Source organism: Pseudomonas sp. B21-054, assembly GCF_026016345.1.
Lineage (GTDB): Bacteria > Pseudomonadota > Gammaproteobacteria > Pseudomonadales > Pseudomonadaceae > Aquipseudomonas.
Genome location: NZ_CP087204.1, coordinates 5,654,007 through 5,680,344, shown reverse-complemented (window position 1 = coordinate 5,680,344; position 26,338 = coordinate 5,654,007). Strand labels below are relative to the sequence as shown.

At 60.2% G+C, this 26,338-nt stretch carries 26 protein-coding genes and 1 other RNA gene; 20 read left to right on the top strand and 7 right to left on the bottom strand.

Annotation, left to right across the window (positions count from 1 at the left end; translation table 11 throughout):
• Positions 1-53 precede the first annotated feature (53 nt).
• Entirely contained in the window at positions 54-488 is a 435-nt protein-coding gene (locus tag LOY70_RS24610) for a YhcB family protein (RefSeq protein ID WP_025215418.1), read from the bottom strand.
• Between the two features lie 148 nt (positions 489-636).
• Between LOY70_RS24610 and LOY70_RS24605 the strand changes: the two genes are divergently transcribed.
• From LOY70_RS24605 to zapE, 3 genes are all read left to right on the top strand, one after another.
• Positions 637-1,266, top strand: coding sequence for an alpha/beta hydrolase (locus LOY70_RS24605; RefSeq protein WP_123344754.1), 630 nt, complete (start codon positions 637-639; stop codon positions 1,264-1,266).
• A 24-nt stretch (positions 1,267-1,290) separates the two neighbouring features.
• A complete protein-coding gene (locus LOY70_RS24600; RefSeq protein WP_265029765.1) occupies positions 1,291-2,646 on the top strand; it encodes a tryptophan--tRNA ligase in 1,356 nt (451 codons plus the stop codon).
• 101 nt (positions 2,647-2,747) lie between these two features.
• The gene (zapE, locus tag LOY70_RS24595; protein WP_123413841.1) at positions 2,748-3,842 is read left to right on the top strand and encodes a cell division protein ZapE; all 1,095 of its coding nucleotides are present in this window, start codon (positions 2,748-2,750) and stop codon (positions 3,840-3,842) included.
• A gap of 191 nt (positions 3,843-4,033) precedes the next feature.
• Here the strand turns inward: zapE and LOY70_RS24590 are convergent, their stop codons facing one another.
• The gene (locus LOY70_RS24590; protein ID WP_265038184.1) at positions 4,034-4,930 is read right to left on the bottom strand and encodes a GlxA family transcriptional regulator; all 897 of its coding nucleotides are present in this window, start codon (positions 4,928-4,930) and stop codon (positions 4,034-4,036) included.
• Between the two features lie 242 nt (positions 4,931-5,172).
• On the opposite strand from LOY70_RS24590, the gene LOY70_RS24585 reads away from it, so the two are divergent.
• Positions 5,173-6,309, top strand: coding sequence for an acyl-CoA dehydrogenase family protein (locus LOY70_RS24585; RefSeq protein ID WP_265029761.1), 1,137 nt, complete (start codon positions 5,173-5,175; stop codon positions 6,307-6,309).
• Positions 6,310-6,442: 133 nt separating this feature from the next.
• Here LOY70_RS24585 and LOY70_RS24580 read toward each other — a convergent pair whose 3' ends face one another.
• Positions 6,443-7,483, bottom strand: coding sequence for an NADP(H)-dependent aldo-keto reductase (locus tag LOY70_RS24580; protein WP_265029759.1), 1,041 nt, complete (start codon positions 7,481-7,483; stop codon positions 6,443-6,445).
• Between the two features lie 245 nt (positions 7,484-7,728).
• Here LOY70_RS24580 and rplM point away from each other — a divergent pair, with 245 nt between their 5' ends.
• The 7 genes from rplM to LOY70_RS24545 all read left to right on the top strand — a co-directional run bounded on the left by rplM (position 7,729) and on the right by LOY70_RS24545 (position 12,605).
• Positions 7,729-8,157 (top strand): 50S ribosomal protein L13, encoded by a 429-nt coding sequence (rplM, locus tag LOY70_RS24575; RefSeq protein ID WP_003178186.1) that lies wholly within the window; start codon positions 7,729-7,731, stop codon positions 8,155-8,157.
• A 14-nt stretch (positions 8,158-8,171) separates the two neighbouring features.
• Positions 8,172-8,564 (top strand): 30S ribosomal protein S9, encoded by a 393-nt coding sequence (gene rpsI, locus LOY70_RS24570; RefSeq protein ID WP_003178188.1) that lies wholly within the window; start codon positions 8,172-8,174, stop codon positions 8,562-8,564.
• A 255-nt stretch (positions 8,565-8,819) separates the two neighbouring features.
• On the top strand, positions 8,820-9,413 hold the full coding sequence (gene petA / locus LOY70_RS24565; RefSeq protein WP_025215411.1) for a ubiquinol-cytochrome c reductase iron-sulfur subunit: 594 nt from the start codon (positions 8,820-8,822) through the stop codon (positions 9,411-9,413).
• Positions 9,413-10,624, top strand: a complete 1,212-nt coding sequence (locus LOY70_RS24560) for a cytochrome b (RefSeq protein ID WP_063324476.1) — start codon at positions 9,413-9,415, stop codon at positions 10,622-10,624. The genes petA and LOY70_RS24560 overlap by 1 nt, the downstream gene beginning before the upstream one ends.
• Positions 10,624-11,406, top strand: coding sequence for a cytochrome c1 (locus tag LOY70_RS24555; RefSeq protein WP_123344748.1), 783 nt, complete (start codon positions 10,624-10,626; stop codon positions 11,404-11,406). The genes LOY70_RS24560 and LOY70_RS24555 overlap by 1 nt, the downstream gene beginning before the upstream one ends.
• A 151-nt stretch (positions 11,407-11,557) precedes the next feature.
• Positions 11,558-12,175 carry a glutathione S-transferase N-terminal domain-containing protein gene (locus LOY70_RS24550; protein WP_003178195.1) on the top strand — a complete coding sequence of 206 codons (618 nt, stop codon included), beginning with the start codon at positions 11,558-11,560 and terminating at the stop codon, positions 12,173-12,175.
• A gap of 16 nt (positions 12,176-12,191) precedes the next feature.
• Complete coding sequence (locus LOY70_RS24545; protein ID WP_025215408.1) at positions 12,192-12,605, top strand: ClpXP protease specificity-enhancing factor; 414 nt, start codon at positions 12,192-12,194, stop codon at positions 12,603-12,605.
• A 1,133-nt stretch (positions 12,606-13,738) separates the two neighbouring features.
• On the opposite strand, the gene LOY70_RS24540 is transcribed toward LOY70_RS24545, so the two are convergent.
• From LOY70_RS24540 to LOY70_RS24525, 4 genes are all read right to left on the bottom strand, one after another.
• Positions 13,739-14,317 (bottom strand): BON domain-containing protein, encoded by a 579-nt coding sequence (locus LOY70_RS24540; protein ID WP_265029734.1) that lies wholly within the window; start codon positions 14,315-14,317, stop codon positions 13,739-13,741.
• Positions 14,314-14,907, bottom strand: a complete 594-nt coding sequence (locus LOY70_RS24535; protein WP_007904374.1) for a phosphoheptose isomerase — start codon at positions 14,905-14,907, stop codon at positions 14,314-14,316. The genes LOY70_RS24540 and LOY70_RS24535 overlap by 4 nt, the downstream gene beginning before the upstream one ends.
• Positions 14,908-15,009: 102 nt before the next feature.
• Positions 15,010-15,372 (bottom strand): YraN family protein, encoded by a 363-nt coding sequence (locus LOY70_RS24530; protein WP_123344353.1) that lies wholly within the window; start codon positions 15,370-15,372, stop codon positions 15,010-15,012.
• Entirely contained in the window at positions 15,372-17,183 is a 1,812-nt protein-coding gene (locus tag LOY70_RS24525; RefSeq protein WP_265029620.1) for a penicillin-binding protein activator, read from the bottom strand. Before LOY70_RS24525 ends, LOY70_RS24530 begins: the two co-directional genes overlap by 1 nt.
• 174 nt (positions 17,184-17,357) lie before the next feature.
• On the opposite strand from LOY70_RS24525, the gene rsmI reads away from it, so the two are divergent.
• From rsmI to mraY, 9 genes are all read left to right on the top strand, one after another.
• Positions 17,358-18,263, top strand: coding sequence for a 16S rRNA (cytidine(1402)-2'-O)-methyltransferase (gene rsmI / locus LOY70_RS24520; RefSeq protein ID WP_265029619.1), 906 nt, complete (start codon positions 17,358-17,360; stop codon positions 18,261-18,263).
• Between the two features lie 74 nt (positions 18,264-18,337).
• Positions 18,338-18,691: RNase P RNA component class A (gene rnpB / locus LOY70_RS24515), an RNA gene on the top strand.
• Positions 18,692-19,000: 309 nt separating this feature from the next.
• On the top strand, positions 19,001-19,456 hold the full coding sequence (gene mraZ / locus LOY70_RS24510; protein ID WP_265029618.1) for a division/cell wall cluster transcriptional repressor MraZ: 456 nt from the start codon (positions 19,001-19,003) through the stop codon (positions 19,454-19,456).
• Positions 19,453-20,400, top strand: coding sequence for a 16S rRNA (cytosine(1402)-N(4))-methyltransferase RsmH (rsmH, locus tag LOY70_RS24505; RefSeq protein ID WP_404942605.1), 948 nt, complete (start codon positions 19,453-19,455; stop codon positions 20,398-20,400). Before mraZ ends, rsmH begins: the two co-directional genes overlap by 4 nt.
• A complete protein-coding gene (gene ftsL / locus LOY70_RS24500) occupies positions 20,397-20,690 on the top strand; it encodes a cell division protein FtsL (protein ID WP_025215403.1) in 294 nt (97 codons plus the stop codon). Before rsmH ends, ftsL begins: the two co-directional genes overlap by 4 nt.
• Positions 20,690-22,429 (top strand): peptidoglycan D,D-transpeptidase FtsI family protein, encoded by a 1,740-nt coding sequence (locus tag LOY70_RS24495; protein ID WP_185045939.1) that lies wholly within the window; start codon positions 20,690-20,692, stop codon positions 22,427-22,429. Before ftsL ends, LOY70_RS24495 begins: the two co-directional genes overlap by 1 nt.
• Entirely contained in the window at positions 22,429-23,892 is a 1,464-nt protein-coding gene (locus LOY70_RS24490; protein WP_265029617.1) for a UDP-N-acetylmuramoyl-L-alanyl-D-glutamate--2,6-diaminopimelate ligase, read from the top strand. The genes LOY70_RS24495 and LOY70_RS24490 overlap by 1 nt, the downstream gene beginning before the upstream one ends.
• A complete protein-coding gene (locus LOY70_RS24485) occupies positions 23,885-25,252 on the top strand; it encodes a UDP-N-acetylmuramoyl-tripeptide--D-alanyl-D-alanine ligase (protein ID WP_265029616.1) in 1,368 nt (455 codons plus the stop codon). The genes LOY70_RS24490 and LOY70_RS24485 overlap by 8 nt, the downstream gene beginning before the upstream one ends.
• Positions 25,252-26,334 (top strand): phospho-N-acetylmuramoyl-pentapeptide-transferase, encoded by a 1,083-nt coding sequence (mraY, locus tag LOY70_RS24480; protein ID WP_003205349.1) that lies wholly within the window; start codon positions 25,252-25,254, stop codon positions 26,332-26,334. Before LOY70_RS24485 ends, mraY begins: the two co-directional genes overlap by 1 nt.
• The last annotated feature ends 4 nt before the right edge of the window (positions 26,335-26,338 follow it).

The window sequence follows — 26,338 nt, the reverse complement described above, 5'->3', positions numbered from 1 at the left end:
ATAAAAAACCCGTCCGATCATGGGATCGGACGGGCTTTTCGTGTCGCTTGGAATTACTTCTTCAGACCGTAATGCTCATCGAGCATGCCGGGCGAATTGGGGGCCTTGGGGGCGTAGTCCCGGGGCGGTTCCTGATCCTTTGGCGGGGTCAGGCGTTCCCGTGGCGCCTGCGCCGCGTCGGCGTGCAAGGCGGCCAGCAGGCGTTGGCGAGTCTGCTCGTCGAGGGCCAGGCGATTGGCACCCTCGGACAAATGATCCTGGACGTCCTGGTAGCTCTGGGTGAGTTTCTTCACCAGAGAAGCGGTGCTGTTGAAGTGAGTGACCACTTCATTCTGATAACTGTCGAAACGTTCCTGAATGTCGTCCAGCTGACGTTGCGTGCTGTTGGGCACCGCGTTGGGCAGCAGTCGGGCAAGCAGGAATCCAATGGCGACACCGGCAACCAGGGCAAGAGTCGGCAACAACCAAACTAAGAGCGAGTGTTCCACGAGTCCTTCCTCTATAAACGGCTTTGCTTTACGTTAACGGCTCGGACCTGCGCTGTATACCGCGAAGAACATCGCAATCATGCCAGGCACAGACTTTTAGCTAGACGAGTCGACCCTATTCGGGGTCACGGAGTTCTTTCCCTTGCTTATGCGCGAAACCCCTGTATTCATCGATGGCCCCGTGGGCCAACTGGAAGCCTTGTACCTGGACAGCGAAGCGCCCCGTGGCCTGGCGCTGATCTGCCACCCGAACCCGGTGCAGGGTGGGACCATGCTCAACAAAGTGGTCTCGACCCTGCAACGCACTGCCCGGGATGCTGGCCTGGTTACGTTACGTTTCAATTATCGCGGCGTCGGCGCCAGTGCCGGCAGCCATGACATGGGCACCGGCGAAGTGGATGATGCTCAGGCTGCGGCCGATTGGCTGCGGGAAAAATACCCGCAACTGCCGCTTAGCCTGTTCGGCTTCTCGTTCGGTGGATTCGTCGCCGCCAGCCTTGGTGGACGCCTGGAAGCCCAGGGCCAGGCGCTCAAGCACCTGTTCATGGTCGCCCCGGCGGTGATGCGCCTGGACGCACAATCACCCTTGCCGATGAGCGGCGAGTTGACCGTGATCCAGCCGGAAACCGACGAAGTCGTCGATCCCCAGCTCGTTTACCAATGGTCCGACACGCTCCAGCGCCCCCATGAGCTGCTGAAAGTGGCAGAATGCGGACACTTTTTCCATGGCAAGCTGACCGATCTCAAGGATCTGCTCCTGCCGCGCCTCTCGAATTGACAGCAGTCTGACAAGCGATAACCCATGACGACTCGTACCCGTATCCTGACCGGCATCACCACCACCGGCACTCCGCACCTGGGCAACTACGCCGGCGCCATCCGTCCGGCGATCCTCGCCAGCCGCGACAGCAATGCCGATTCGTTCTACTTCCTGGCTGACTACCACGCCCTGATCAAGTGCGATGATCCGCTGCGAATCCAGCGCTCGCGCCTGGAAATCGCCGCGACCTGGCTGGCCGGTGGCCTGGATGTGGACCGCGTGACGTTCTATCGCCAGTCCGACATTCCCGAGATTCCCGAGCTGACCTGGCTGCTGACCTGCGTCGCCGCCAAGGGCCTGCTCAATCGCGCCCATGCCTACAAGGCCTCGGTGGACAAGAATGTCGAGACCGGTGAAGACCCGGACGCCGGCATCACCATGGGCCTGTACAGCTATCCGATCCTGATGGCCGCGGACATCCTGATGTTCAACGCCCACAAGGTGCCGGTCGGTCGCGACCAGATCCAGCACGTGGAAATGGCCCGTGACATTGGCCAGCGCTTCAATCATCTGTTCGGCCAGGGCAAGGAGTTCTTCGTCATGCCCGAGGCGCTGATCGAAGAAAGCGTCGCCACGCTGCCGGGCCTCGATGGCCGCAAGATGTCCAAGAGCTACGACAACACCATCCCGTTGTTCAGCAGCGCCAAGGACATGAAGGACGCGATCTCGCGGATCGTCACCGACTCCCGTGCCCCGGGCGAAGCCAAGGATCCGGACAATTCGCACCTGTTCACCCTGTTCCAGGCCTTCGCCACTGCCGAACAGTCCGCCGAGTTCCGCAGCGAACTGCTGCAAGGCCTGGGTTGGGGCGAAGCCAAGAATCGTCTGTTCCAGTTGCTCGACAGCGAGCTGGGTGAAGCCCGCGAGCGTTATCACCAGTTCATCGAGCGGCCGTCGGATCTTGAAGACATCCTGCAACTGGGCGCGAAGAAAGCCCGGGCCGTCGCGACGCCGTTCCTCAACGAACTGCGCGAAGCCGTTGGTCTGCGTTCGTTTGTCAGCCAGGTCCAAGTGGCGACCAGCACCAAGAAGAAAGCCGCCAAGGCCGCACGCTTCGTCAGCTTTCGCGAAGACGACGGCAGTTTCCGCTTCCGCCTGCTGGCCGCTGACGGCGAGCAGCTGTTGCTGTCTCGTCATTTTGCCGATGGCAAGACCGCCGGCCAGGTCACCAAGCAATTGCAAGCCGGCCAGCCACTGGACGTGCGCAACGACGACCTGAGTTTCAGCGTTTGGCTCGACGGCGAATGCGTGGCGGACAGCCCGGCCTTCGCGGATAGCGCCGCCCGGGATGCCGCCATCGATGCGTTGCGCATCGCCCTGACGCCTGCCCAGGACTGATCCAACGCGTCACCCGACCATCGGCTCGAATAAGGGCCGATTGCCATTCCTCTGGGCCGTCGCTACAGTGACGGCCCGTTTTTGTTGCCTTGCTAACGAATATGACGCCCCTAGAACGATATCAAGCTGATCTGAAACGCCCGGAGTTCTTCCACGACGCAGCCCAGGAAACGGCGGTGCGGCATTTGCAGCGCCTGTACGACGACCTGGTCGCCGCGTCGAACAACAAGCCAGGGTTTTTGGGCAAACTGTTCGGCAAGAAAGACCAGACACCCGTCAAGGGCCTGTATTTCTGGGGCGGCGTGGGCCGTGGCAAGACTTACCTGGTGGACACCTTCTTCGAGGCGCTGCCGTTCAAGGAAAAAACGCGGACGCACTTCCACCGCTTCATGAAGCGCGTGCACGAGGAAATGAAAACCCTGGGTGGCGAGAAAAACCCACTGACCCTCATCGCCAAGCGTTTCTCCGACGAGACCCGGGTAATCTGCTTCGATGAGTTTTTCGTCTCCGACATCACCGACGCCATGATCCTCGGCACCTTGATGGAGGAACTGTTCAAGAACGGCGTGACCCTGGTCGCCACCTCGAACATCGTGCCGGACGGTCTCTACAAGGATGGCCTGCAACGGGCACGCTTCCTGCCGGCCATCGCGCTGATCAAGGAACACACCGAAATCGTCAACGTCGACAGCGGCGTGGATTATCGCCTGCGTCACCTCGAGCAAGCGGAGCTGTTCCACTTCCCCCTGGATGCCGCCGCCGAAGAGAGCCTGCGCAAGAGCTTCCGCGCCCTGACGCCGGAGTGCACCCAGGCGGTCGAGAACGACGTCCTGATCATCGAGAATCGCGAGATTCGCGCCATTCGCACTTGCGACGACGTGGCCTGGTTCGACTTCCGCGAACTGTGCGACGGCCCTCGCAGCCAGAACGACTACATCGAGCTGGGCAAGATTTTCCACGCCGTGCTGCTCAGTGGCGTCGAACAGATGAGCGTCACCACCGACGACATCGCCCGCCGCTTCATCAACATGGTCGACGAGTTCTACGACCGTAACGTGAAGCTGATCATCTCGGCGGAAGTCGAGCTCAAGGACCTCTACACCGGCGGTCGCCTGACTTTCGAATTCCAGCGGACCCTGAGTCGCCTGCTGGAAATGCAATCCCACGAGTTCCTGGCGCGGGCGCATAAGCCGTAGGGTGATTCGGAAAACAAAAAAAGGCCTGCGATTGCAGGCCTTTTTTGCGTGCGAGATTTAGCAGTTCACTGCATAACCCTGTGGGAGCGGGCTTGCTCGCGAAGGGGGCGGTATGTTCAGCATAGATGCAAGCTGACCCACCGCTTTCGCGAGCAAGCCCGCTCCCACATTGGATTGCATTCAGCTCTGATTCACGCCGCTTGCTGAAACTGCTGCCGATACTGGTTCGGCGACAGGTCGGTATGTTGCCGGAACAGCCGTGCGAAGAAGCTCGCGTCGTCGTAGCCAACTTCATAGCTGATGGTCTTGATGCTCTTGCGGCTGCCGGACAGTAGGCCCTTGGCGGTTTCTATCCGCAGCCGTTGCAGGTAATGCAGCGGTTTGTCACCCGTGGCGGTCTGGAAGCGGCGCATGAAATTGCGGATGCTCATGCCATGCTCCCGGGCAACATCCTCGAAGCGGAATTTATCGGCGAAGTGCTCTTCGAGCCATTGCTGGATCTGCAGGATGATCACATCCTGGTGCAGCTTCTGCCCGCCGAAGCCAATTCTTCCTGGCGAATAATTGCGTTGCACTTCGTACAGAATATCCCTCGCCACGGCCTGGGCCACGTTGGCGCCGCAGAAACGTTCAATGAGATAAATGTAAAGGTCGCAGGCCGAGGTCGTGCCGCCGGCGCAGAACAGATTGTCGGCGTCGGTCAGGTGTTTGTCCTGGTTCAGGTGCACGTGGGGAAAGCGCTCCTTGAAGGCATTGAAGAAACGCCAGTAAGTGGTGGCTTCCTTGCCATCGAGCAGCCCGGCTTCGGCCAGCCAGAACACCCCGGTGGCTTCACCGCAGAGCACCGCACCGCGAGCATGTTGCTCGCGCAACCAGGGCAGGACCTGGGGATAACGTTGGCAAAGGTTGGCGAAATCATCCCAGAACGCGGGCAGGATGATCACATCGGTATTTTCCAGGCCGCCATCCACCGGCATGATCACGTCGCTGAAGCTGTTCACCGGCTTGCCGTCGGGGCTGACCAGCCGGGTTTCGAACGCCGGTGTCAGGCCGTGGCCCAGTTGTTTGCCATAGCGCAGGCTGGCCAGATGGAAAAAATCCTTGGCTTGCATGAGGGTAGAAGCGAAAACCCGGTCAATTGCCAGGATGCTGACGCGCCGCAAAGGCGTGGAGACGTGCATAGACATATTCATCTTGTTTTTATAGGGGAAAGTGGTCACCAAACGGCTGGATCGTCTTATTTTTTGTCGGATGTGTCCAGTGTCCTGTCGTTCATCCCAGGCTTAGGCTCTGTTGGATAACCCCATCCAACCATAACGAAAGGTGCGCCATGATCCCCAGAACCCTGTTCGCCCCCGAGCATGAGTTGTTTCGCGACAGCGTACGAACCTTCCTCGAAAAAGAAGCGGTGCCGTACCACGGCCAGTGGGAAAAGCAGGGTCATGTCGATCGCCAGCTCTGGAATAAAGCGGGGGAGGCGGGCATGTTGTGCTCGCACCTTCCAGAGGCCTATGGCGGGCTGGACGCAGACTTTCTCTACAGCACGGTGGTGATCGAGGAGATCGGCCGCCTGGGGTTGACGGGGATCGGTTTCTCGCTGCATTCCGACATCGTCGCCCCGTACATCCTGCATTACGGCAGCGAAGCGCTGAAGCACAAATACCTGCCCAAACTGGTGTCCGGCGAAATGGTCACGGCCATCGCGATGACCGAGCCGGGTGCCGGTTCCGACTTGCAAGGCGTGAAGACGACGGCGGTGTTGGACGGTGATGAATACGTCATCAATGGCTCGAAAACCTTTATCACCAATGGCTTCCTGGCCGACCTGGTGATCGTGGTTGCCAAGACCGATCCGAAGGCCGGCGCCAAGGGCACCAGCCTGTTCCTGGTGGAGGCGGGCACGCCTGGATTTGAAAAGGGCAAGCGCCTGGAAAAAGTCGGAATGAAGGCCCAGGACACGTCGGAGTTGTTTTTCCAGGATGTCCGCGTGCCCAAGGAAAACCTGCTTGGGCAGGCCGGGGCGGGTTTCGCCTACCTGATGCAGGAGCTACCCCAGGAACGCCTGACCGTCGCCATTGGCGGCCTGGCCTCGGCCGACGCGGCGCTGCAATGGACCCTGGACTACACCCGCGACCGCAAGGCGTTCGGCAAATCCATCGCGGACTTTCAGAACACCCGCTTCAAGCTGGCGGAGATGGCCACCGAGATCCAGATCGGCCGGGTTTTCGTCGACCGCTGCCTGGAACTCCACCTGCAAGGCAAGCTCGACGTGCCGACGGCGGCCATGGCCAAGTACTGGGGCACCGACCTGCAATGCAAGGTGCTCGACGAATGCGTGCAATTGCATGGCGGGTACGGCTTCATGTGGGAATACCCGATTGCCCGGGCGTGGGCGGATGCGCGGGTGCAGCGGATCTATGCCGGGACTAACGAGATCATGAAGGAGATCATTGCGCGATCGCTTTGATGCGGTGGTGAACTTGGGTCCACTATCGCGAGCAAGCTCGCTCCCACATGGGTTGTGTGTCGATCACAATTGAGTGGTCAGACATGAATCCAGTGTGGGAGCGAGCTTGCTCGCGATGGGGTCTATGAATCAATCAAGGAGCAGGGTTTGGGTGATCCTTGTGAATCGCCTCGATCCCCGCCAGCACTTCGTCCGATAGCTTCAGGTCGAAGCTGGCGATGTTGCTGTCCAGTTGCTCCAGCGTGGTGGCGCCAATGATGTTGCTGGTCACGAACGGCTGTTGGGTGACGAACGCCAGGGCCATCTGCGCCGGGTCCAGGCCATGCTCGCGGGCCAATGCGACATAACGGCTGCACGCCGCTTCCGATTGCGGGTTGAAGTAGCGGCTGAAGCGGCTATAGAGGCTCAAGCGGCCTTTAGGTGGACGCGCGCCACCTTCGTATTTGCCCGACAGGAAACCGAACGCCAGCGGCGAATAGGCGAGCAGGCCGCACTGTTCGCGGATGGCGATTTCCGCCAGGCCGACTTCGAAGCTGCGGTTGAGCAGGTTGTACGGGTTCTGGATCGACACGGCGCGCGGCCAGCCACGGGCTTCGGCCAGGGCGAGGAATTTCATGGTGCCCCACGGTGTTTCGTTGGACAGGCCGATGTGGCGGATCTTGCCGGCCTTGACCTGCTCGCCCAGCGCTTCGAGGGTGTCCTCCAGCGGCGTGAGGTTGGCTTCGATCTTGTGCTTGTAACCGAGCTGGCCGAAGAAGTTGGTACTGCGCTCCGGCCAATGCAGCTGGTAGAGGTCAATGTAGTCGGTTTGCAAACGCTTGAGGCTGGCATCCACCGCTTCGACGATGTGCTGGCGGTTGTGCTTGAGGTTTTTGTCGCGGATGTAGTCGATGGTGTTGCCGGGGCCGGCGATCTTGCTGGCCAGGATCCAGTCGGCACGGTCACCGCGGCTCTTGAAATAATTGCCGATGTAGCGCTCGGTGGTGGCGTAGGTCTCGGCCTTCGGCGGCACCGGGTACATCTCGGCGGTGTCCATGAAATTGATGCCGGCGCCCTTGGCGCGTTCTATCTGGGCGAAGGCCTCGGCCTCGCTGTTTTGCTCGCCCCAGGTCATGGTTCCGAGGCACAGGGCGCTCACGTTCAGATCGGTACGGCCTAGCTGGCGATAGTCCATCGGGGACTCCTTGGGCAAAACAATCATAAAAGCAGGTTGAATTATTTTTCGCAATCTGCATAATTGCGCACCTCTTTCTGCAGTGGAAGTGATGCGCCGCCGCCGAAGAATCTTGCCGTTGAACGGACGCGCCGACCCGAGCCCCCGAAAGCGTCTGTATCCGGCTGCCTTTGACTTGTCAAAGTACGCACTATTCAGTAAGATCCGCCGTCTAATTTACAGGGCGGCCCCTGAGGCTATAAAGAATGAAAACTTTTACTGCTAAACCGGAAACAGTAAAGCGCGACTGGTTTGTCGTCGACGCTGCTGGTCAGACCCTGGGTCGTCTGGCCACCGAAATCGCGAGCCGTCTGCGTGGCAAGCACAAGCCTGAGTACACCCCTCATGTTGACACCGGTGACTACATCGTCGTGATCAACGCTGAGCAAGTACGTGTTACTGGCGCTAAAACCACTGACAAAATGTACTACTCCCACTCCGGTTTTCCTGGCGGCATCAAGTCGATCAACTTCGAAAAGCTGATCGCCAAAGCCCCTGAGCGCGTGCTCGAGACCGCGGTTAAAGGCATGCTGCCTAAGAACCCACTGGGTCGCGACATGTATCGTAAGCTGAAAGTCTATGCGGGCGCTGCTCACCCTCATACTGCTCAGCAGCCCCAAGAACTGAAGTTTTAACGGAATAGTTCATTATGTCGGCGACTCAAAATTACGGCACTGGCCGTCGCAAGACTGCAACCGCACGCGTTTTCCTGCGTCCGGGCACTGGTAACATCTCCATCAACAACCGCACCCTGGATAACTTCTTCGGTCGCGAAACTGCCCGCATGGTAGTTCGTCAGCCGCTGGAACTGACCGAGACCGTCGAAAAATTCGACATCTATGTCACTGTTATCGGCGGTGGTGTAAGTGGTCAAGCTGGCGCAATCCGCCACGGTATCACTCGCGCCCTGATGGATTACGACGAAACTCTGCGTGGTGCTCTGCGCAAAGCCGGCTTCGTAACTCGCGATGCTCGTGAAGTTGAACGTAAGAAAGTCGGTCTGCGTAAAGCGCGTAAGCGTCCGCAGTACTCGAAGCGTTAATTCGCTTTCGCGTTCAAAAAGCGCCCAGTTCCTTACGGAGCTGGGCGTTTTTTTATGGGCGAAATATTTATGCTGTGACAACTTGCCACATCCGTAGAAGCCCTATACTACAAGGCTTGGCGGTTTGGCCGCTTGGTAATTACCTTGTCAATATTGGGGCTTTTCATTACCATTCGGCAAAATTTTTATAAGTTCAGATTTTTACTTAGTAGACGCCTGATTTAACAGGCCACAAAGCTGATGGGAGAGGACTGAATGAGCAATGACGGCGTGAATGCAGGCCGGCGTCGCTTCTTGGTAGCAGCCACATCCGTGGTGGGTGCTGCAGGAGCGGTGGGGGCTGCGGTCCCGTTCGTGGGGTCATGGTTTCCCAGTGCCAAGGCGAAAGCCGCAGGTGCACCGGTGAAAGTGAATGTCAGCAAGATCGAGCCAGGCCAGCAGATGATTGCTGAGTGGCGCGGCCAGCCGGTGTTCATCGTCCGCCGTACAGAGGAAATCCTGGGGAATCTGAAAAAGATCGAGGGTCAGTTGTCCGACCCGTCCTCCAAGAACTCTACGCAACCGACCTATGTCGACCCGCAGACGCGTTCGATCAAGCCAGAGGTCCTGCTGTTGATCGGGATCTGTACGCACCTGGGTTGCTCGCCAACGTTCCGCCCTGAAGTGGCACCTGCCGACCTGGGCAAGGACTGGGTCGGTGGTTATTTCTGCCCTTGCCACGGCTCCCACTACGACCTGGCCGGTCGCGTCTACAAGTCGCAGCCTGCACCTTTGAACCTGCCAGTTCCCCCGCATTCCTATGAGACCGACGACATCATTGTCATCGGCGTCGATACGGAGAAAGCGTGATGAGCAAATTCATGGATTGGGTTGATGCGCGCTTTCCCGCGACCAAAATGTGGGAAGACCATCTCAGCAAGTACTACGCTCCGAAAAACTTCAACTTCTTCTACTTCTTTGGCTCCCTGGCGCTGCTCGTTCTGGTCAACCAGATCGTCACCGGTGTCTGGCTGACCATGAGCTACACCCCGTCGGCGGAAGAAGCGTTTGCCTCCGTCGAATACATCATGCGCGACGTCGAGTACGGCTCGATCCTGCGCCTGCTGCACTCCACGGGAGCCTCGGCGTTCTTCATCGTGGTCTACCTGCACATGTTCCGTGGCCTGCTCTACGGTTCGTACCAGAAGCCTCGTGAGCTGGTGTGGGTCTTCGGCATGCTGATCTACCTGGCGCTGATGGCCGAAGCCTTCATGGGCTACCTGCTGCCGTGGGGCCAGATGTCCTACTGGGGTGCCCAGGTGATCATCTCGCTGTTCGGCGCGATTCCAGTCATCGGTGACGACCTGACCCAGTGGATCCGTGGTGACTACCTGATTTCGGGCATTACCCTGAACCGCTTCTTCGCCCTGCACGTGGTCGCCCTGCCGATCGTGATCCTCGGCCTGGTGGTGCTGCACATCCTGGCACTGCACGAAGTCGGCTCGAACAACCCCGATGGCGTGGACATCAAGAAACACAAGGACGAGAACGGCGTACCGCTGGATGGCATCGCTTTCCATCCGTACTACACCGTGAAAGATATCGTCGGCGTGGTGGTCTTCCTGTTCATCTTCTGCTCCATCGTGTTCTTCTTCCCGGAAATGGGGGGCTACTTCCTCGAGAAGCCGAACTTCGAACAGGCGAACGCCTTCAAGACCCCTGAGCACATTGCCCCGGTCTGGTACTTCACGCCGTTCTACGCGATTCTGCGGGCGATTCCGGACAAGCTGATGGGCGTTATCGCCATGGGCGCGGCCATCGCCGTGTTGTTCGTCCTGCCGTGGCTGGACCGCAGCCCCGTCAAGTCGATGCGCTACAAGGGCTGGCTGAGCAAGATCTGGCTGGTGGTGTTCTGCATCTCGTTCGTGATCCTGGGTGTGCTGGGTGTGCTGGCACCGACACCGGGCCGGACGCTGCTGTCGCAGGTCTGCACCTTCCTGTACTTCGCCTACTTCATTCTGATGCCGTTCTATACCAGGCTCGAGAAGACCAAACCGGTTCCGGAAAGGGTGACTGGCTGATGAAAAAGCTATTTGCTGTACTGATTCTTGCTGCTATGCCTGTACTGTCCTTCGCGGCTGAACACGGTGGTCCGGAGCTGGAAAAAGTCGACATCGACGTTTCCGACAAAGCGGCCATGCAGGACGGCGCACGTACGTTCGCCAACTACTGCATGGGTTGCCACAGTGCCAAGTTCCAGCGTTACGAGCGTGTAGCTGATGACCTGGGCATTCCTCATGAGCTGATGCTCGAGAAACTGGTGTTCACCGGTGCCAAGCTGGGCGACCACATGAGCATTGGCATGCAGCCGGCAGACGCCAAGACCTGGTTCGGCGCAGCGCCGCCCGACCTGACCCTGGTAGCGCGTGTGCGGGGTACCGACTGGCTCTATGGTTACCTGCGTTCGTTCTATGAAGACCCTGCGCGTCCTTGGGGCGTGAACAACAAGGTCTTCCCGAACGTCGGCATGCCCAACGTTCTGGTCGGCCTCCAGGGTCGTCAGGTGGTAGGCTGCAAGCAGGTTCAAATCGTCGAGGACGGCAAGAAGCAATACGACCCGTTGACTGGCACCGCTTTGACGCATGAAGCGTGCGATCAACTGACCGTATTGCCGAACACCGGCAGCCTGACCGAGGAGCAGTTTGACGAGAAGGTCAAGAATCTGGTGACCTTCCTGGCCTATTCGGCCAACCCGGTGAAGCTGCAGCATCAGCGCATCGGTACCTATGTGTTGCTGTACCTGGCGTTCTTCTTCGTATTCGCTTACCTGCTCAAGCGTGAATACTGGAAAGACGTGCATTGATAAAGCTGTAATCCGTTGCTGTTAATCGTGCGCGCCCAAGGGCGTCTCTGAAAGTGTAACGAGCCTGGTCAGCCAGGCGTTACGGGAGACGCCCTCTGGGCGCGCTCGCTTTTCCGTTTTTTGATAATTTCTACAAGCGAGGAGGATCGCCATGGGCGTGACCAATCGGTTGGCCTGTTACTCCGACCCCGCCGACCACTATTCCCACCGGGTACGCATCGTACTGGCAGAGAAGGGTGTCAGCGCCGAGATCATTTACGTCGAAGCGGGCCGTCAGCCGCCGAAGCTGATCGAGGTGAACCCTTACGGCAGCCTGCCCACGCTGGTCGATCGTGACCTGGCATTGTGGGAGTCGACCGTGGTGATGGAATACCTGGATGAGCGTTATCCGCATCCGCCTTTGCTGCCGGTGTACCCTGTCGCGCGCGCCAACAGTCGTTTGCTGATCCATCGCATCCAGCGTGACTGGTGTGGGTTGGTGGATCTGATCCTGGATTCCCGGACCAAGGAGCCAGCACGGGTCGTGGCGCGTAAAGAGCTGCGTGAAAGCCTGACTGGTGTATCGCCGTTGTTCGTCGACAAGCCGTTCTTCCTCAGTGAGGAACAAAGTCTGGTGGATTGCTGCCTATTGCCCATACTCTGGCGTTTGCCGATTCTGGGTATCGAACTGCCGCGGCCTGCCAAGCCGCTGCTTGATTATATGGAGCGCCAATTTGCGCGTGAGGCTTTCCAGGCGAGTCTGTCTGGTGTCGAACGCGACATGCGCTAAGGCTTAAGGAGCCGCTATGAACTCCAGTCGACCTTATCTGGTCCGCGCGCTCTACGAGTGGATTGTGGACAACGATTGCACCCCGCACATGCTGGTCAATGCTGAGTATCCGTCGGTGCAGGTCCCGCAGGGTTTTGCCAATGACGGGCAGATTGTCCTGAATGTGTCGCCGGCTGCCGTGCGTCATCTGCACATGGATAACGATGCCGTCAGCTTTGAAGGGCGCTTTGGTGGTGTGCCGCATACTCTGTTTGTGCCCATAGCCTCGATCCTGGGGATTTATGCCCGGGAGAATGGCCAGGGTATGGTGTTTGAGTTGGAAGCGCCGCTGGATGGTGAAGACGAGCTTGAGCCGGATGATGATCTGCCGCCACCGGATGACGAGCCACCGCGTCCTAGCGGTCGGCCGAGTTTGAAGGTGGTGAAGTAATAGAAGGTGATTCGCGGGCAGGTTGTTTGAGGGCCTGGTGATTTGCTGGTTGGTTAAGGAAATGCCTGTATCGGAAGATATGGGCATTTTTTTTATGGGTTATGGCTGCTCTCAAGGTTGTGCTGGTTGCGGGGTGTATTGTGTGGGTTGGTGTGTATATCCGTTTCTGCGGTAACGGCTACTGGCGGTTCCGCCCTTACGGCGGGTCACTTTTGAAAGGGCCCTAAAAGTAACCAAAAGCGCCTTGCCCCACCACTCGGCACCTCGCCTAGGCTCGGTGTGCCCTCACTCCGGCATTGCTCCGTGGGCCGCCGCGAAGGGCCATCCATGGCCCAGCGCGGCTACCTCGGCATCCATGCCGAGGTGCCCACTGCGCAATACCTGCGTTCGGCCAGCGTGGTTAATGGGGCGTCCAGATCAAGATCAAGATCAAGATCAAGATCTAAAGCAGAGCAAGAGCGGGGTATATATCCAGCATTTATGTGGCTGGGCCACCACTATCGAGCAAGCTCGCTCCCACATGGATTCGCAGGTGTTCACAGCATCTGCATACAACACAAAAAACCTGTGGGAGCGAGCTTGCTCGCGATGGGGCCAGTCCATTCAGCATCTTCATCGACAGTGACATCGCCTTCGCGAGCAAGCTCGCTCCCACAGGGGAAACGCGTTCCCCATCAAGAACCAGGTCGGCTATCAGGCCGCCTCGCGGTGGACGTTGATCTCGGCGCCCCGTTAACCACACTGGCCGAACGCAGGTATTGTGGAGTGGGCATCCCGGCATGGATGCCGGGATAGCCGCGCTGGGCCATGGATGGCCCTTCGCGGCGGCCCACGGAGCAATGCCTGCGTTCGGGCATGCCGAGCCTAGGCGAGGCACCGAGTGGTGGGGCAAGAGCGCTTTGGTTACTTTCGCCTGGGCCGGCTTCCGGATTTTCGAAAGTGACCCGCTGTAAGAGCGGAACCGCCAGTAGCCGTTACCGCAGCAACGGATATACACACGAAATCTCGCCCATAAAAGAAGACGATCCCCATAAAAAAAACGGCGCCTTCCCACCCTGGAAGAAGCGCCGTTTTTAAGTGATCAACATGACCAACAAGCTGCGTCTCACAAAGCCCGCAACCGACCCCCACCCTTAATCGATGTATTCGAACAGCTTAACGATTTTCTGCACACCGGAAACGCTTTGCACCAGGTTGGTCGCCTGAGCGGCCTCTTTCTTGGTCAGCAAGCCCAGCAGATAAACGATGCCGTTCTCGGTCACAACCTTGATGCGCGAGCCGGGAATGCTGGCGTCGGTGAGCATCTGGGTCTTGATCTTGGTGGTCAGCCACGCATCGTTCTGGCGTGCCAGCAGCGAGGAAGGTTGCAAGACCTGTAACTCGTTGTGCACAGTCTTGACCCGCTGCACAGCGCTTGCTTCCTGCTCGGCCTTGGCCTTGAGGTCTGCGCGTGGGGTCTGGCCCGCCAGCAGCACGACACCGTTGAAGCTGGTGACGACGATGTGCGAGTTGTTGTCCAGGTCTGGGTCGGCCTTGGCAATGTTCACGCCGACCTTGGTTTCGATCAGGGAGTCGTCGATCTTGCTGCCGAAGGTGCGGGTGCCGCGGTCATCTTCAATCGGCTTTTCCCGGCTGGCGTTAACCACCGATGTGCAGCCGCTGATGCCGAGGCACAGGGTCAGGGCCAGAAGGCCTAGGCGATTAGGGGTCATTCTTCACTCCCGAACAGTTGGCTGTCGATCAAGTCGCAAAGACAGTGGATCGCCAGCAGGTGGACTTCCTGAATACGTGCAGTGACATTGGCCGGTACGCGAATCTCGACGTCTTCAGGCAACAACAGTGATGCCATGCCACCGCCGTCGCGACCGGTCAATGCTACGACAATCATTTCGCGATCATGTGCGGCCTGGATCGCTTGAATAATATTGGCCGAGTTGCCGCTGGTGGAAATCGCCAGCAGCACATCGCCGGGTTGGCCCAGGGCGCGGATCTGTTTGGAGAATATTTCGTTGTAGCTGTAGTCGTTGGCGATCGAGGTGATCGTCGAGCTGTCGGTGGTCAGTGCAATGGCCGGCAGGCTCGGGCGCTCGCGTTCGAAGCGGTTGAGCAGCTCCGACGAGAAGTGCTGGGCGTCTCCGGCGGAACCGCCATTGCCACACGAGAGCATTTTGCCTTCGTTGAGCAGGGCGTTGACCATCACTTGGCTGGCTTGCTCGATGTGCGGTGCAAGTACGTCCATCGCCTGTTGCTTGGTGTCGATACTGGCCTGAAAAAGCTGGCGAATTCGCGATTGCATGTCCATCTGTGTGACCTTAAGTAGCGCGGCTTATCGGCACAAATATGTGCGGCCCGCAAAGCAAAGAGCAAAAAAGTTAAGTGAAAGTGTCCGGCTCGGCATAGGGGTTCAGCTATCGAAGGCGTTTTGCAGCCAGTTCAACTGGTCGGCGTTGCTGTCGATGGCAACCACGTCGAAACGGCAGGGGTGATCGGCCCAGCGAGACTCCCTTTGCAAAAAATACTGCGCGGCGAGAATCAGCTTCTGGCGCTTGCGCCCGTCGATGCTGTCGAGCGCACCGCCCCATTGGGTATTTTTTCTGTAGCGGACTTCGACGAATACTACTGTATCGCCATCAAGCATGACCAGATCAAGCTCGCCGCGTTTACATAACCAGTTCTGCGCCAGCAGTCGTAGACCGTGTTGCTGGAGATGCGCGAGGGCCTGGCCCTCGGCATCCCGTCCGCTTTGCTGGCGTGACTGGTCTGGCATCAGCGCTGGGTGTCCGGCAGGCGCTGGACCTGGCCATTGACGAACTCGGCCCAAGGCAATTGACGCTGCACGCGTTGAGAGGGTGAGACTGCCAGGCTGCCTGTCAGGCCTTCGATGCGGCTGTCCGGCAACGTCTTGAGCTGACCCAGGCGCGGCGCCAGGCGATAGGCGTCTGCGCCCATCGCATACAGTCGACCCATGCTGCCACCTGCCTGGGGCCACTGCGCGGTGACCTGCTTGCGCAGCGGATCATTGGCATCGAGCAGCCAAGGGGTTTCGCAGAAGCGAACGCCATTCATATCGTTGTACTGGTTCTGATCGCCGCTGGCGCTGAACACCAGCGAAGTCGCGTAGACCGGCACGTCGCCGGCGTACTGGAAGTTCAAGGTCGGCTTGATCTGCTGGGCTTGCTGCGGAGTCGAGGCCAGGAAAATGAACTCAATGTCCTGGCGCCGGGACGGCTGGGCCGCGACCGTGCTGCCCACGGTGTTTTGCAGGCTCTTGGCGCGACCTTCGCTCTGGCGCAGCTGGAACATATCGGCGATCTGCTGGGCCAGTTGCACCGGCTGGTCGACCCGCTCCACAGCGACGATGCTGCCGCCGTTGGCCTGCCAGTCTTGGCTGAAGGCTTTCAATACGCGATCACCCCATTCACTTTTCGGCACCATGACGGCTGCGCGATGCAGGCCATCGGCGCGGGCGCGGCGGGAGACTTCGCGTGCTTCGTCCTCGGCAGCCAGGCCGAACTGGAACAGTTGGGCCGGGCCTTGTTCGCCTTCGCTGTAGTTGAGTGCCAGGGTGGTGATCGGCAGTTGCGGACGAGTGCTGAGCTGTTTGACCAGGGGTTTTTCCAGCGGGCCGACGACCAGTTGCACGCCGTCAGCCTGGGCCTTGCGGTAGAACTCGTCCATGGAGGTCAGGCTGGCGCTGTCGTAGAACTGGATGCTGGGTGGCTTCTGCCCGGCCTGTTGGGCCTGGTAGTGCGCAGCCATGAAACCTTCACGCAAGGCTTTGGCGACGGCGGCCAGCGGGCCGGTCTGGGGCAGCAGCACGGCGATCTTGCTCAATGGCTGGCTCGCCAGCTCCTTGAGCTTGACCAGCGGTGTCGGCAGCTGGAGGGCGGCCGGGTGCTTCGGGTTCTGTTCGCGCCAGCTGTCGATAGCCGCTTGTTGCTGTTCCAGGGTGCCGGCGGTTTTCACGGCCTGGGCCAGGCTCAGCCAGCCGCCGAGGTCGTCGGTGGTGGTCGGTTGCAGTTGATCGGTGGGCAGCGAGGCGATCAGGGACCAGATCGCCTCGTGGTTTTTCGCCGCGGCTTCATTCTCAAGCAGAGGCGCGATGAAGATGCGCTCCTTGGCGGCCGCCAGGGTCTGGCCGTCGGCTTCGAGGGCGCGGGCGCGAACGGTGCCGGTGCGGACCTGCTGTTCCACCGGCAGCTCGCTCAGGTGTTGCAGGCTTGGGTGGCCCAGGGCGGTCAACGCGGCCTTGGGCTGGTTGCGCGTCATCGCCAGTTCGGCCGCCAGGGTGCTGGCGAAAATCTGCTGGCCAGGCTTGAGTTGCTCCATGGGCACTTGTTGCAGGATCTGCGCGGATTGGCCCGCGTTGCCCTGGCGGTAGGCCAGGTCGGCTGCGCTCAGGCGCAACAGGGCGGCTTTTTCCGGTGTTTTACTTTGGGCGGCCTGTTCGAGCAACTGCTCGATACTGGCATCCGGGGTCCGTGGAAGCTCGCCAAGGCTGGACGAGGGCGAGCTGGCGCAGGCCGCCAGGAGGGCAGCGAGGCAGAGGGCGGAGAGCAGCCGCAGGCAAGCGATCATGTAAGTGTTCCTGATACGAGATCAAATAAGCGTCGAATTGTACCCAAGCACTGGCCGGGGCGCGATGTTAGTGGCGTGAATCGATCAATTTAGGTATTTCCAAGAGTGCGGCGCGCAACAAAGACAGGGTATTGCCTCTGTGGTGAACAGCTGAGACGGCCGGCACACGCTACAATGGCGGTTTTTACCGATCATGAGGTGTGCGCTTTGACTGCTCCAGGTGCTTTGAATTCCGCTGCCGGCTCGCTTTATGTGGTGGCGACGCCCATCGGCAACCTGGACGATATCAGTGCCCGCGCGCTGAAAATCCTGCAAGAGGTTGCCCTCATCGCAGCCGAAGACACGCGCCATTCCCTGCGCCTGCTGCAGCATTTCGGCATCTCCACCCCGTTGGCCGCCTGTCATGAGCACAATGAGCGCGACGAAGGCAGTCGTTTCATTACCCGGCTACTGGCAGGCGATAACGTCGCGCTGATTTCCGATGCGGGTACGCCGCTGATTTCCGACCCTGGCTATCATCTGGTACGTCAGGCTCGAGCGGCTGGCATCAGTGTGGTGCCGGTGCCAGGGGCCTGTGCATTGATCGCGGCGCTGTCGGCGGCAGGCTTGCCGTCGGACCGTTTTATCTTCGAAGGCTTTCTGCCGGCCAAGGCGGTGGGGCGACGGGCGCGTCTGGAAGCTATAAAGGAAGAGCCGCGCACGCTGATCTTTTATGAGGCGCCGCACCGCATTCTCGAATGCCTGCAAGACATGGAGCTGGTGTTCGGTGCCGAGCGTCCGGCGCTGCTGGCCCGTGAGCTGACCAAAACCTTCGAAACCCTCAAGGGGCTGCCATTGGCCGAGTTGCGGGCGTTTGTCGAAAACGATAGCAATCAGCAGCGCGGCGAATGCGTGGTACTGGTGGCGGGTTGGACGGCGCCGGAGAGCGAAGAGGCCGTCAGCAGCGAAGCGATGCGCATCCTGAACCTGCTACTTGAGGAAATGCCCCTCAAGCGCGCCGCCGCCCTCGCGGCGCAAATCACTGGCGAGCGCAAGAACGTGCTGTATCAAGTCGCGCTGGAAAAACAGAAGGACCAGTGAAACCGGGACACGGGGCTGGCCAAAGGCTTTTAGCGCTTGTTCTTCGAGCGCTCTACCGTTAACCTTCGCGGCGGAGAGTCGATCGGACAGTCGCTGCCCTCTATGAGAATTAGGGGGGGGAGGAAAGTCCGGGCTCCATAGGGCGAAGTGCCAGGTAATGCCTGGGAGGCGTGAGCCTACGGAAAGTGCCACAGAAAATAACCGCCTAAGCGCTTCGGCGCCGGTAAGGGTGAAAAGGTGCGGTAAGAGCGCACCGCACGTCTGGCAACAGTTCGTGGCTAGGTAAACCCCACTTGGAGCAAGACCAAATAGGGTCCCAAGGCGTGGCCCGCGCTGGGACCGGGTAGGTTGCTAAAGATGTCCAGTGATGGCCATCGTAGACGAATGACTGTTCAAGACAGAACCCGGCTTACAGATCGACTCTCCACCTTTTTCCCCCCCTGCCGGAATCACTGGCAGACGCAGTTCCTAATACCAAAAAAATCTTACTCTTAACAAATCACTTTAACTTGTGCGCGCAGCCTCCTGTGCTCATTCGGGTTGAGGTGAAATTTCCTACGTCAGATTCTTGTTACTCCTCCTGAAACGCTCCTAAATCTCCGATCTATAAGGCTTTTCCTTCAATCCGCGCCTTGACGGTGCGGTGGGCGCATTCCTATAGTGTGCGCAAGTGGCGGAAAGTGGCATGAAGTGGGTTTTTTTGAACGTAAAACGCCAAAAAGTGGAGAAACGCTGACGTGTTTCGCGGAGCTAACGCTATCAGTCTCGATGCAAAAGGCCGTCTCGCCATGCCGAGCCGGTATCGTGACGAGCTCGTTTCGCGAAGTTCCGGGCAGTTAATCGTCACGATCGACGCCGTTGACCCATGTTTGTGCGTTTACCCCCTTGATGAGTGGGAAATCATCGAAACCAAACTGCGCACGCTGCCTTCGCTACGAGAAGAAAACCGCCGCTTGCAACGCTTGCTGATCGGTAATGCCGTCGACCTCGAACTCGATGGCAGCGGTCGTTTCCTGGTTCCACCGCGCCTGCGCGAGTACGCCAAGCTGGACAAGCGCGCGATGCTGGTGGGCCAACTGAACAAGTTCCAATTGTGGGACGAAGATGCCTGGAATGCGGTTTCTGCCGCCGACCTCGCTGCTATTCAACAACCGGGCGCCATGCCTGATGAACTGCGTGATTTGATCCTGTGACTATTGATAGCGGCTTTAACCACATCACCGTACTGCTGGACGAGGCCGTCGAGGCCCTCGCCGTACGTCCTGATGGCTGCTATCTGGACGGCACGTTCGGGCGCGGCGGGCACAGCCGGTTGATCCTCAGCCAGCTCGGTCCGGACGGCCGGTTGCTGGGGTTCGACAAGGATCCTCAAGCGATTGCCACCGGGCAAGCGCTGGCGGCCGAAGACGGCCGCTTTGTCATTGTGCAGCGCAGCTTCGCCGAGCTGGGCTCGGAAGTCGCCGGGCGCGGCCTGGCCGGCAAGGTCAGTGGCGTGCTGCTCGACCTGGGCGTGTCTTCGCCACAGCTGGATGACCCGGAGCGCGGTTTCAGTTTTCTCAATGACGGCCCGTTGGACATGCGCATGGATCCGTCCCGTGGGATTAGCGCCGCCGAATTCGTCAACACTGCCCCGGTGGAAGAAATCGCCCGTGTCTTCAAGGAATACGGCGAAGAGCGTTTCTCCGGCCGCATGGCCCGCGCCGTGGTCGAGCGTCGTGACATCAAGCCTTTCGAGCGCACCGGCGACCTGGCCGAAGTGCTGAAAGTCGCCAACCCGGCCTGGGAGAAGGGCAAGAACCCAGCGACCCGTGCTTTCCAGGGCTTGCGCATCCACGTCAATAACGAGCTGGGTGACCTCGAGGCCGGCCTTGAAGCGGCCCTTGAAGCGCTTGAGATCGGCGGTCGGCTGGTGGTGATCAGCTTCCATTCCCTGGAAGATCGTATCGTCAAGCTGTTCATGCGCAAGCTCACCAAGGGCGAAGCCGATAACCTGCCGCGCAACCTGCCGGTGCGTTTTGAAGCCTTCGTGCCAAAAATCAAGATCCATGGCAAGGCGCAGTTCGCCTCCGAGGCTGAACTCAAGGCCAATCCGCGCGCCCGTAGCGCGGTCATGCGTGTTGCGGAGAAATTGCGGTGAGCAAGCTCTTCGCCAAGCCACTGCCTGGCGGCAGCTTTTTCATGCTGCTGCTGTTTATCGGCGTGCTCGTGTCGGCCATTGCCGTGTCCTATAGCGCGCACTGGAACCGGCAGTTGCTCAATTCCCTCTACAACGAGCTGAGTGTGCGCGACAAGGCGCAGGCCGAGTGGGGCCGGCTGATCCTGGAGCAGAGCACCTGGACTGCCCATAGCCGTATCGAAGTATTGGCCACCGAGCAATTGAAAATGCGCATCCCCGGCGCTGCCGAAGTGCAGATGGTGACGCCATGATGAAACTCGAAGGGGCGCTGTTCCCGTGGCGGTTCCGCCTGGTCATGGGGTTGCTCGGGATCATGGTGGCGGCGATTTCGTGGCGCATCATCGACCTGCAAGTCGTCGACCGTGACTTCCTCAAGGGGCAGGGCGATGCCCGTAGCGTGCGTCATATTCCGATTCCGGCCCACCGTGGCCTGATCACTGACCGCAATGGCGAGCCATTGGCCGTGAGTACCCCGGTCACCACCTTGTGGGCGAACGCCAAGGAAATGCAGCAAGCCAAGGAAAAGTGGCCCGCATTGGCTGCCGCCCTCGGCCAGGATCCCAAGGCCCTGGCCGAGCGTCTCGAAGCCCAGGCCAATAAAGAATTCATCTATCTGGTGCGCGGCTTGACGCCTGAGCAAGGCCAGAGCGTGCTCGACCTCAAGGTGCCGGGCGTCTATGGCATCGAAGAGTTCCGGCGTTTCTATCCGGCCGGTGAAGTCACGGCCCATATGGTCGGGTTTACCGACATCGATGACCGGGGGCGAGAGGGCGTCGAACTGGCCTATGACGAATGGCTCGCCGGGGTTGCCGGCAAGCGACAAGTCATCAAGGATCGGCGCGGCAGGCTGATCAAGGATGTCCAAGTCACCAAAAACGCCAAGGCCGGCAAGCCCTTGGCGTTGTCCATTGATCTGCGCCTGCAATACCTGGCCAACCGTGAGCTGCGCAATGCCATCGTCGAGAACGGTGCCAAGGCCGGCAGCCTGGTGATCATGGACGTGAAGACCGGCGAGATCCTGGCCATGGTCAACCAGCCGACCTACAACCCGAACAACCGTCGCAACCTGCAACCGGCGATGATGCGCAACCGCGCAATGATCGATGTGTTCGAACCGGGTTCGACCATGAAGGCCGTGTCCATGGCCGCCGCCCTGGAAACCGGGCGCTGGAAGCCGAGCGACACCGTCGAGGTGTATCCGGGTACCTTGCAGATCGGCAAGTACACCATTCGCGATGTGTCCAAGACCGAAGGCCCGGTGCTCGACCTGACCGGCATCCTGATCAACTCCAGTAACGTGGGCATGAGCAAGATTGCCTTCGATATCGGCGGCGAGACGATTTATCGCCTGGCCCAGAAAATCGGTCTCGGTCAGGACACTGGCCTGGGCTTCCCGGGCGAACGTGTCGGCAACCTGCCGAACTACCGCGACTGGCGCAAGGCTGAAACGGCCACCTTGTCCTACGGCTACGGGGTTTCGGTGACGGCGATCCAGTTGGTCCACGCGTTTTCCGCGCTGGCGAACAACGGGCGCATCGCCCCCCTGACCCTGATCAAGACCGACAAGGCACCGCAGACCACCCAAGTGATCCCGGAAAACGTCGCCAAGACCATGCAGGGCATGTTGCAACAGGTGATCGAGGCGCCCCGTGGTGTCTATCGCGCCCAGGTGCCGGCCTATCACGTTGCAGGCAAATCGGGTACGGCCCGTAAGACCTCCGTGGGCACCAAAGGCTATGCCGAGAACTCCTACCGCTCGCTGTTCGCCGGTTTTGGTCCGATGAGCGACCCGCGCTACGCCATCGTGGTGGTCATCGACGAACCGAGCAAGGCCGGTTACTTCGGTGGCTTGGTCTCGGCGCCGGTGTTCAGCAAAGTGATGTCCGGCACCCTGCGCCTGATGAACATTACCCCGGACAACCTGCCGCCGACCCAGCAAGCGAACACCGCACCGGTCGTGCCCTTGAAAGCCGAAGGAGGGCGTGGCTGATGTCCCTGAGCCTGAACAAGATTTTTGCCCACGCCGGTCACGACCTGCTGATTCGCGAGCTGGCCCTGGATAGCCGCAATGTCCGCGCCGGGGATCTGTTCCTGGCCGTGCCGGGCGCCCGGTTCGATGGCCGTGCCCACATCGCCGATGCCTTGAAGCGCGGCGCGGCGGCCGTGGCGTATGAAGTGGCGGGCGCGACCGTGTTGCCGATCACCGACGTTCCCCTGATCCCGGTCAAGGGGTTGGCGGCGCAGTTGTCGGATATCGCCGGGCGTTTCTATGGCGACCCAAGCCGTCACTTGAACCTGATCGGTGTGACCGGCACCAACGGCAAGACCAGCGTGACCCAACTGGTGGCCCAGGCTCTGGACCTGCTCGGCCAGCATTGCGGCATCGTCGGGACCCTGGGCAACGGCTTTCACGGCGCACTGGAAAGTGGCCTGCACACCACGCCGAACCCGATCGCCGTGCAAGCGACCCTGGCGGACCTGAAGAAGGCCGGGGCCAAGGCCGTTGCCATGGAAGTGTCTTCCCACGGCTTGGACCAGGGACGCGTGACCGCGCTGGCCTTTGACGTCGCCGTGCTGACCAACCTGTCTCGGGATCACCTGGATTACCACGGCACCATGCAGGCCTACGGCGAAGCCAAGGCCAAGCTGTTTGCCTGGAACGACTTGAAATGCCGGGTCATCAACCTCGATGACGACTTCGGCCGGCAATTGGCCGCCGAAAAAGGCGAGTCCCGGTTGATCACCTACAGCCTGGAAGATGCCAGCGCCTACCTTTATATACGTCAGGCGCAGTTCACCGACGAAGGCGTGCGCGCCACGTTGGTCACGCCCCAGGGCGAGCACCACCTGCGCAGCACTTTGCTGGGTCGTTTCAACCTGAGCAACGTATTGGCCGCCATCGGCGCCTTGCTTGGCCTGGACTATGCGCTGGACGAAATCCTCAAGGTCCTGCCGAAGCTCGAAGGCCCGGCTGGGCGCATGCAGCGCTTGGGCGGTGGGGCGCAGCCGCTGGTGGTGGTCGATTACGCCCATACCCCCGACGCGTTGGAAAAAGTCCTCACGGCCCTGCGTCCTCATGCCAAGGGCAAGTTACTGTGCCTGTTCGGCTGCGGTGGCGATCGTGATCGCGGCAAGCGTCCGCTGATGGCCGAAGTGGTCGAGCGCCTGGCAGACGGTGTGCTGGTCACTGACGATAACCCGCGTACCGAAGACCCATTGCAGATCTTCGACGACATCCGCGCTGGCTTCTCGGTGGTGGACAACGTCACGTTCGTGGCCGGTCGCGGCCAGGCGATTGCCCAGCTGATCGCGAGCGCTTCGGCGGACGATGTGATTGTCCTGGCCGGCAAGGGGCACGAGGACTATCAGGAAATCAATGGCGAACGCCATGCTTTCTCCGACCTGGTGGAAGCCGATCACGCCCTGACTGCGTGGGAGGTGGCCCATGCTTAAGCCCCTGAAACTCAGCGAACTGACCAACGCCCTGAATGCGCGCCTCATCGCCGCGGACGCCAGCTTCGACGGCGTCAGCATCGACAGCCGGGCCATTGCTCCGGGGCAGCTGTTCGTCGCCCTGGCCGGACCGCGTTTCGATGGCCACGATTACTTGAACGAAGTCGCCGCCAAAGGGGCGGTCGCGGCATTGGTCGAGCGGGAAGTGACCAACAGTACACTGCCGCAGTTGCTGGTCGCTGACACCCGTCAGGCCTTGGGCCAACTGGGTGCGTTGAACCGCGCCGGGTTTGACAAGCCGGTGGCGGCCATCACCGGTTCCAGCGGCAAGACCACCGTCAAGGAAATGCTTGCAAGCATCCTGCGCACGCGCGGTCTGGTGCTGGCGACCCGTGGCAACCTGAACAATGACCTCGGCGTCCCGCTGACCTTGTTGGAACTGGCGCCGGAACACAGCGCTGCAGTCATTGAACTGGGCGCTTCGCGGCTTGGCGAAATTGCCTACACCGTGGCCATGACCAAACCCCACGTGGCGGTGCTCAACAACGCCGGGACCGCCCACGTCGGCGAGTTCGGCGGCCCGGAAAAAATCGTCGAGGCCAAGGGCGAGATCATCGAAGGGCTGGATGCCGATGGTGTCGCCGTGCTGAATCTCGACGACAAGGCGTTCGAAATCTGGAAAGCCCGGGCGGGCGAGCGCAAGGTGCTGACCTTTGCCCTGAGTAATCTTGCCGCGAATTTCTACGCCAGCGACCTGGACCGCGATGCCCGTGGTTGCCCGGCCTTCAACCTACACAGCCCCGACGGTGCCGAGCGGATCCAGTTGAACCTGCTCGGCACCCATAACGTCGCCAACGCCCTGGCCGCAGCGGCTGCCGCCCATGCGCTGGGCGTGTCGCTGCCGGGCATCGTCGCCGGGCTGAACGCGGTGCAGCCGGTCAAGGGGCGCTCCGTCGCGCAACTGGCCAGCAATGGCATGCGCGTGATCGACGACACCTACAACGCCAACCCGACGTCCATGTGCGCGGCGGTGGATATCCTTGCCGGTTTCTCCGGCCGTACCGTGCTGGTGCTGGGGGATATCGGCGAGCTGGGCGAGTGGGCGCAGCAGGGCCATCACGATGTCGGGGCCTATGCCCGCGGCAAAGTTGACGCGCTGTATGCCGTCGGCCCGATGATGGCCCATGCGGTCGCCGCGTTTGGCGAACACGCACAGCATTTCACCACTCAGGCCGAGCTGATCCAGGCCTTGGGCGCCGAGCAAGACCCGAACACCACCTTATTGATCAAGGGCTCACGCAGCGCAGCGATGGAAAACATCGTTGCGGCGCTGTGCGGCACCCGTATGGAGAAACATTAATGCTGCTGCTGCTAGCGGAGTACCTGCAACAGTTCCACAAAGGCTTCGCGGTCTTCCAGTACCTGACCCTGCGCGGGATCCTGGGTGTGCTGACCGCGCTGTCGTTGTCGCTGTTCCTGGGCCCGTGGATGATCCGCACGTTGCAGAACCTGCAAATCGGCCAGTCGGTGCGTAACGACGGCCCGCAGTCGCACCTGTCCAAGTCCGGCACCCCGACCATGGGCGGCGCGCTGATCCTGTCGTCCATTGGTATCAGCACCTTGCTCTGGGCCGACCTGGCGAACCGTTACGTCTGGGTCGTGCTGTTGGTGACCTTGCTCTTCGGTGCCATCGGCTGGGTCGACGACTACCGCAAGGTGATCGAGAAGAACTCCCGTGGGCTGCCGAGCCGCTGGAAATATTTCTGGCAGTCAGTGTTCGGCCTTGGTGCGGCGATCTTCCTTTATATGACCGCCGCCTCGCCGGTGGAAACCACCCTGATCCTGCCGATGCTCAAGGACTACAGTATTCCGCTGGGCGCAGGTTTCATTGTGCTGACCTACCTGGTTATCGTCGGTTCGAGCAATGCGGTCAACCTCACCGACGGCCTCGACGGCCTGGCGATCATGCCGACGGTCATGGTCGGTGGCGCGCTGGGGATCTTCTGCTATCTGTCGGGTAACGTGAAATTCGCTGAATACCTGCTGATCCCTTATGTGCCGGGGGCGGGCGAGCTGATCGTGTTCTGCGGTGCGCTGATCGGTGCCGGCCTGGGCTTCTTGTGGTTCAACACCTACCCGGCGCAAGTCTTCATGGGCGATGTCGGCGCGCTGGCGCTGGGCGCGGCCCTGGGCACCATCGCCGTCATCGTCCGCCAGGAAATCGTCCTGTTCATCATGGGCGGTGTGTTCGTGATGGAGACCCTGTCAGTCGTCATTCAGGTTGCTTCCTTTAAATTGACCGGCCGCCGCGTATTCCGCATGGCGCCGATTCACCACCACTTTGAACTCAAGGGCTGGCCCGAGCCGCGTGTGATCGTCCGTTTCTGGATCATCACTGTGATCCTGGTGCTGATCGGCCTTGCCACCCTGAAGCTGAGGTAGAACG

Excerpts from the sequence above, each read along its gene's own strand:
- rpsI (WP_003178188.1), top strand. The coding sequence starts at position 8,172 with ATGTCGGCGACTCAAAATTACGGCACTGGCCGTCGCAAGACTGCAACC.
- zapE (WP_123413841.1), top strand. The coding sequence starts at position 2,748 with ATGACGCCCCTAGAACGATATCAAGCTGATCTGAAACGCCCGGAGTTC.
- LOY70_RS24530 (WP_123344353.1), bottom strand. The coding sequence starts at position 15,372 with ATGCCAGACCAGTCACGCCAGCAAAGCGGACGGGATGCCGAGGGCCAG.
- LOY70_RS24545 (WP_025215408.1), top strand. The coding sequence starts at position 12,192 with ATGAACTCCAGTCGACCTTATCTGGTCCGCGCGCTCTACGAGTGGATT.
- petA (WP_025215411.1), top strand. The coding sequence starts at position 8,820 with ATGAGCAATGACGGCGTGAATGCAGGCCGGCGTCGCTTCTTGGTAGCA.
- LOY70_RS24605 (WP_123344754.1), top strand. The coding sequence starts at position 637 with ATGCGCGAAACCCCTGTATTCATCGATGGCCCCGTGGGCCAACTGGAA.
- LOY70_RS24555 (WP_123344748.1), top strand. The coding sequence starts at position 10,624 with ATGAAAAAGCTATTTGCTGTACTGATTCTTGCTGCTATGCCTGTACTG.
- LOY70_RS24585 (WP_265029761.1), top strand. The coding sequence starts at position 5,173 with ATGATCCCCAGAACCCTGTTCGCCCCCGAGCATGAGTTGTTTCGCGAC.
- LOY70_RS24550 (WP_003178195.1), top strand. The coding sequence starts at position 11,558 with ATGGGCGTGACCAATCGGTTGGCCTGTTACTCCGACCCCGCCGACCAC.
- LOY70_RS24580 (WP_265029759.1), bottom strand. The coding sequence starts at position 7,483 with ATGGACTATCGCCAGCTAGGCCGTACCGATCTGAACGTGAGCGCCCTG.
- LOY70_RS24525 (WP_265029620.1), bottom strand. The coding sequence starts at position 17,183 with ATGATCGCTTGCCTGCGGCTGCTCTCCGCCCTCTGCCTCGCTGCCCTC.
- LOY70_RS24600 (WP_265029765.1), top strand. The coding sequence starts at position 1,291 with ATGACGACTCGTACCCGTATCCTGACCGGCATCACCACCACCGGCACT.
- rsmI (WP_265029619.1), top strand. The coding sequence starts at position 17,358 with ATGGCGGTTTTTACCGATCATGAGGTGTGCGCTTTGACTGCTCCAGGT.
- rplM (WP_003178186.1), top strand. The coding sequence starts at position 7,729 with ATGAAAACTTTTACTGCTAAACCGGAAACAGTAAAGCGCGACTGGTTT.
- LOY70_RS24485 (WP_265029616.1), top strand. The coding sequence starts at position 23,885 with ATGCTTAAGCCCCTGAAACTCAGCGAACTGACCAACGCCCTGAATGCG.
- LOY70_RS24535 (WP_007904374.1), bottom strand. The coding sequence starts at position 14,907 with ATGGACATGCAATCGCGAATTCGCCAGCTTTTTCAGGCCAGTATCGAC.
- mraY (WP_003205349.1), top strand. The coding sequence starts at position 25,252 with ATGCTGCTGCTGCTAGCGGAGTACCTGCAACAGTTCCACAAAGGCTTC.
- LOY70_RS24490 (WP_265029617.1), top strand. The coding sequence starts at position 22,429 with ATGTCCCTGAGCCTGAACAAGATTTTTGCCCACGCCGGTCACGACCTG.
- LOY70_RS24540 (WP_265029734.1), bottom strand. The coding sequence starts at position 14,317 with ATGACCCCTAATCGCCTAGGCCTTCTGGCCCTGACCCTGTGCCTCGGC.
- LOY70_RS24495 (WP_185045939.1), top strand. The coding sequence starts at position 20,690 with ATGAAACTCGAAGGGGCGCTGTTCCCGTGGCGGTTCCGCCTGGTCATG.
- LOY70_RS24560 (WP_063324476.1), top strand. The coding sequence starts at position 9,413 with ATGAGCAAATTCATGGATTGGGTTGATGCGCGCTTTCCCGCGACCAAA.